The organism is Leucobacter sp. M11 (genome assembly GCF_035726885.1).
GTDB lineage: Bacteria > Actinomycetota > Actinomycetes > Actinomycetales > Microbacteriaceae > JAPFRB01.
This window is the reverse complement of sequence record NZ_JAPFRB010000005.1, coordinates 312,757-317,809: the sequence shown is the minus strand read 5'-3', so window position 1 is coordinate 317,809 and position 5,053 is coordinate 312,757. Positions and strand designations below refer to the sequence as shown.

The following is a 5,053-nucleotide window of genomic DNA, read 5'->3' as shown; positions in this document are numbered from 1 at the left end:
GGCCGACGGCCGCTGGCACCTGCTCGCCTGGGACCGCGAGCGCGAGGCGGACCGCGTCTTCCTCCTCTCCCGCATCGAGGGCGCGATCAGCGTTGAGCGCGAGGAGTTCGACCCCGAGCTGCTGGACCGGGTTCCCGGCCAGGTCGCCCGCCTGCAGGAGCTGGAACGCAAGCAGACCGCCCTCATTGAGGCCCGGCCCGGCTCCGAGGCGGAGTCGCGGCTCCTGCCGCGCGGCGCCCGCGAGGGGGAGGGCCTCATCCGCTTCGGCTTCCTCGACGAGCCCGTGCTCGCCGAGGAGCTCGCGAGCTTCGGCGCGGATGTTCAGGTGCACGCCCCGCACACGCTGCGCACCGCGGTGATCGCCGCGCTCACCGCGATCCGGGAGGCACACAGCCAGCCGCTCACCGCATCCACCGAGCCGAGGGAGGAGACCCCGTGACGCGCGCCACACTGAACACTCCCGAACGGGTCACCCTGCTGCTCAGCCTCGTGCCGTACCTGCTGGACCGCGGCCCGACCCCGCTGGACGAGCTTGCTGAGACCTTCGACGTCAGCCCGGAGCTGTTGCGCACCCTCGTCACCTTCCTCGGCACCGCCGGGGTGCCGGGGGAGACCCGCACCTACCAGCACGACGACCTCTTTGACCTCGACTGGGCCGCCCTCGATGAGGGGGAGGTCTCCCTCATCAAGGCGGTCGCCGTCGACGACACCCCCCGGTTTTCGGCGGCGGAGACGTCGGCGCTCATGGCGGGCCTGCACTACCTCTCCGGGGTGCTCCCCGACAGCGACGCGGAGCTCATCGTGAGCACGCAGCGGAAGCTCTCGAGGATCCAATCGGTGGAGCGTTCCCCCATCTCCGTGAACGCGGGCACCGACGACCCGCGCCTGGCGCAGATTTCCCGGGCCATCGCCGAGGGGACGACCATCGGCTTCCGCTACCGCAACGGGCGGGGTGGGGTGACCGAGCGCTCCGCGGAGCCGCTGCTGCTGGAGCAGGAGGGCGAGCTCTGGTACCTGCGGGCCTGGTGCGTCCTCCGGGACGAGGAGCGCGTCTTCCGCGTGGACCGGATGAGCCAGCTCACGGCGGGCACCCGCCCCGTCACCCACCGGGCCTCCGCCGGGGTCGGGCCGCGTCCCCTGTTCGTGCCCGAGGAGGAACACGCGGCCGTGGTCTTCCGGGTCGCCCCGGAGGCGCTGGCCCGGCTGACGCCCTACGCGGCAACCGTGCTGGACCCCGGGAACCCGGTGCCCGGCAGTCGGGACCGCCTGGATTGGGCGCTCGTCCAGATCCAGCTGGCGCACCTGGGCACCGTGCCGCGGGTACTCGCGCTGGCCCCGGGGCGCATCTCGGTGCACGCCCCCGAGTCCGCGCGCGCCGCGGCCCGGGCCTGGGCGGACCGCGCCCTCGCCGCCTACGACGAGTAACGCGCCCAGAAAGCTGAAGAGCGGCGCAGGGGCCCCGGCCCGGCTGGGCTAGACTGGCACTGCGTCTACGAAAGGAAGCACCAATGCCCTTTGGAAATATGGGGGGACCCACCGCGATCGTGATTATTCTGATCGTGCTGCTCCTCTTCGGTGCGCCCAAGCTTCCGGCGCTCGCACGCAGCATCGGCCAGTCCATGAAGATTCTCCGCAAGGAGGTCTCCTCCGACTCGGGCGACACGACCGGAGCCGAGAAGGAGCCGACGGACCCGGCCGCTGAGGCCGGCCCGGACGACGCCCCCAAGAAGTAGGGAACCGTGGCGACAACCCGCACGGAGCGCAAGAAACGCCGCAGATCCGGCGGGAAGATGTCGCTCGGCGAACACCTGGTCGAGCTGCGCAAACGGCTCATCATCGCCGCGCTCGCGATCGTCGTGGCGATGGTGCTCGGCTGGATCCTCTCCGATTACGTCTGGGAGGTGCTTCGCCAGCCCATCCTGAAACTCGCCGAGGACGGGCGAAACGCCCAGATCAACTACGGTGACGTCACGAGCGCCTTCGACCTGCGCTTGCAGATCGCGCTGTTCCTCGGCGCGGTCATTGCCTGCCCGGTGTGGCTGTATCAAATTTGGGCCTTCCTCGCGCCCGGGCTGACCCGGCGCGAGAAGACCTACGGCGTGGTCTTCCTGGGCACCGCCGTGCCGCTGTTCCTCTCCGGCGCGTACGTCGCCTGGCTCCTGCTGCCGAACATCGTTCGCCTGCTGTCCAGCTTCGCCCCGCCCGAGGACGCCGCGTTCTATAACGCCCGCAACTACCTCGACCTCGCGCTGAAGCTGATGCTCGCGGTCGGGGTCGGCTTCGTGCTGCCCGTGCTCCTGGTCCTGCTGAACTTCCTCGGGGTGATCTCCGCGAAGTCGATCCTGAAGAGCTGGCGGATCGCCATCCTCGTGATCATCCTGTTCGCCGCGATCACGACCCCCGCCGCGGACCTGCTCAGCATGTTCCTGCTCGCGATCCCCATGATCATCCTGTACTTCATCGCCGGGGGGATCGCCTGGCTGCACGACCGCCGAAAACTGAAGGGCGAGGCCTCCATGCTCGCCGAATACGGCATCGACCCGAACGAACCGCTCCCAACAGAGGACTGATCCTATGGCCGAGGCCGCCCCCTCGCTGACGCCCGTACTCGACGACTTCGAGGCGGGGCTGGAATTCCCGCTCGACGCGTTCCAACGCGCCGCCTGCGAGAGCGTCGAAGCGGGCCGCGGCGTGCTCGTCGCCGCCCCGACCGGCGCGGGAAAGACCGTCATCGCCGAGTTCGCGATCGCGCTCGCGCAGCGTGACCTGCGCGAGCGCGTCTTCTACACCGCGCCGATCAAGGCCCTGAGCAACCAGAAGTTTCACGAACTGGTCGAGGAGTACGGGGCCGATCAGGTCGGGCTGCTCACGGGGGACACAAACATCAACGGGGACGCCCGCATCGTGGTGATGACCACCGAGGTGCTGCGGAACATGATCTACGCGGACAGCGACGCGCTCGACGCCCTCGCCTTCGTGATCCTGGACGAGGTGCACTTCCTCGGGGACCGCTTCCGCGGCGCCGTGTGGGAGGAGATCATCCTGCACCTGCCGCAGCGGATCAAGCTCGTCTCCCTGAGCGCGACCGTCTCCAACGCCGAGGAGTTCGGCGACTGGATGCACGTCGTGCGCGGCGACACCGATGTGATCGTGTCGGAGCACCGTCCCGTGCCGCTCTACCAGCACGTGCTGACGAAGCGGGCCCTGCACCCGCTGTTCCTCACCCCCGAGGGCGAGGCCGCCGGACGGGGCGGCACGCTCAACCCCGAGGTCATCCGGCTCGGCGGCACCCAGTACGGCGAGCCGCGCGGCCGGGGGCGCGGGCGGGGCGGCCCGCCCCGGCGGCACGGCAGCGGCCGCATCCCGCGCTCGGACATCGTGCGCGCGCTGGAGGAGACCCGCCTGCTGCCCGCGATCGTGTTCGTGTTCAGCCGGAACGGCTGCGACCAGGCAGTCCGCCAGTGCCTGTACGAGGGCATCCGGCTCACGACGCGCGAGGAGCGCGTCACGATCCGCCGCATCGTGGAGGAACACACGGGTGACATGAGCCCGGAGGACCTGCGCGTGCTCGGCTACAGCGAGTGGCTCGCGGGCCTGGAGCGCGGGGTCGCCGCGCACCACGCGGGGCTCCTGCCGCCCTTCAAGGCCGTCGTCGAGACGCTCTTTCAGCAGCGCCTGCTCCGGGTCGTGTTCGCGACCGAGACGCTCGCCCTCGGCATCAACATGCCCGCCCGCTGCGTCGTCGTGGAGAGCCTGGAGAAGTTCAACGGCGAGGCGCGCGTGCCGCTCACCTCGGGGGAGTACACGCAGCTGACGGGGCGCGCCGGGCGGCGCGGCATCGACGACGAGGGCCACGCCGTCGTCGTCTGGAACGACACGGTGGACGTCGAGGCCCTCGCCCACCTCGCAGCCAAGCGCAGCTACCCGCTGAACTCGACCTTCCGCCCGACCTACAACATGACGGTGAACCTGATCGACCGGGTGGGGCGCGAGCCCGCCCGCGAGCTCCTGGAGCGCTCCTTCGCGCAGTTCCAGGCCGACCGCGGCGTCGTGGACCTCGCCCGACAGGTGCGCGCCCAGGAGGAGTCGCTACGCGGCTACGAGGAGGCCATGCGCTGCCACCTCGGCGACTTTGGCGAGTATGCCCGCCTGGGCCGCCAGATCGCCGACATCGAGCGGGGCGCGGTGTCGGGCTCGCGCGCGCCGAAGGGCTCCGCGCAGGCGAAGGACGAGCGCCGCCGGGAGCTGGAGCGGCTCCAGAAGGCCCGCCGCGCGCACCCCTGCCACGGCTGCCCCGAACGGCAGGCGCACCAGCGCTGGGCCGACCGCTGGCTGAGCCTGCGCCGCCAAACGGATCGGGTGCTTCGCGAGATTCGCGGCCGCACCGGCACCATCGCCCGCGTCTTCGACCGCGTCACCGACGTGCTGCTCAGCCTCGATTACCTGACCCGGGACGAGGCGGGCGTCGTGACCGTGCAGCCCTGGGGGCGCACGCTGAAGCGGATCTACGGCGAGCGCGACCTGCTGGTCGCCGAGTCTCTGCGGGCCGGGATCTGGGCCGAGCTGAACCCGGCCGAGCTCGCGGCGCTGTGCTGCGCGCTCACCTACGAGCCGCGGCGCGACGACGAGCTCGCCGAGCAGCTGCCGGGCGGGGCCTTCGCCGAGGCCTTCTCCCGAACGCTGCAGCTCTGGGAACGCATCGACGGCATCGAGGAGCAGCACCGGATCCACCGTACCCAGCCGCCGCACCCGGGTCTCGCGCGCGCGATGCTGCTCTGGGCCCGTGGGGGCACGCTGGAGCGCGCGCTCGAGGTCGCGGACATCGGTGCCGGGGACTTCGTGCGCTGGTCGAAGCAGACGATCGACCTGCTCGATCAGATCGCGCAGGCGGCGGAGAAACCGCTGTCGTCCCGCGCCTATGAGGCGCTCGACCTGGTTCGCCGTGGGGTCATCGAATCCGCCACGGTGGCATGATCTCGCCGGCCACGCCCCTCGTCTCTCGCCGCTGGGTGGCGGCGCTGTTCGCCGTCGCCGGGGGGCTCCTCCTCGACGG

5 protein-coding genes are annotated in these 5,053 nt (G+C 71.0%); all 5 read left to right on the top strand.

The annotated features are described in order from the left end of the window. Positions 1 to 439: WYL domain-containing protein (locus tag OOT08_RS16845; RefSeq protein WP_325093982.1), on the top strand; the 439-nt coding region annotated here is incomplete at its 5' end. Beyond that, positions 436 to 1,425 (top strand): helix-turn-helix transcriptional regulator, encoded by a 990-nt coding sequence (locus OOT08_RS16840; RefSeq protein ID WP_325093981.1) that lies wholly within the window; start codon positions 436 to 438, stop codon positions 1,423 to 1,425. The genes OOT08_RS16845 and OOT08_RS16840, both read left to right, overlap by 4 nt. Positions 1,426 to 1,508: 83 nt before the next feature. Then, on the top strand, positions 1,509 to 1,733 hold the full coding sequence (locus OOT08_RS16835; RefSeq protein WP_325093979.1) for a twin-arginine translocase TatA/TatE family subunit: 225 nt from the start codon (positions 1,509 to 1,511) through the stop codon (positions 1,731 to 1,733). A gap of 57 nt (positions 1,734 to 1,790) precedes the next feature. Continuing rightward, on the top strand, positions 1,791 to 2,570 hold the full coding sequence (gene tatC / locus OOT08_RS16830; RefSeq protein ID WP_325094026.1) for a twin-arginine translocase subunit TatC: 780 nt from the start codon (positions 1,791 to 1,793) through the stop codon (positions 2,568 to 2,570). A 4-nt stretch (positions 2,571 to 2,574) separates the two neighbouring features. Further along, positions 2,575 to 4,974 carry a DEAD/DEAH box helicase gene (locus tag OOT08_RS16825; RefSeq protein WP_325093978.1) on the top strand — a complete coding sequence of 800 codons (2,400 nt, stop codon included), beginning with the start codon at positions 2,575 to 2,577 and terminating at the stop codon, positions 4,972 to 4,974. The last annotated feature ends 79 nt before the right edge of the window (positions 4,975 to 5,053 follow it).

Excerpts from the sequence above, each read along its gene's own strand:
- OOT08_RS16825 (WP_325093978.1), top strand. The coding sequence starts at position 2,575 with ATGGCCGAGGCCGCCCCCTCGCTGACGCCCGTACTCGACGACTTCGAG.
- OOT08_RS16835 (WP_325093979.1), top strand. The coding sequence starts at position 1,509 with ATGCCCTTTGGAAATATGGGGGGACCCACCGCGATCGTGATTATTCTG.
- tatC (WP_325094026.1), top strand. The coding sequence starts at position 1,791 with ATGTCGCTCGGCGAACACCTGGTCGAGCTGCGCAAACGGCTCATCATC.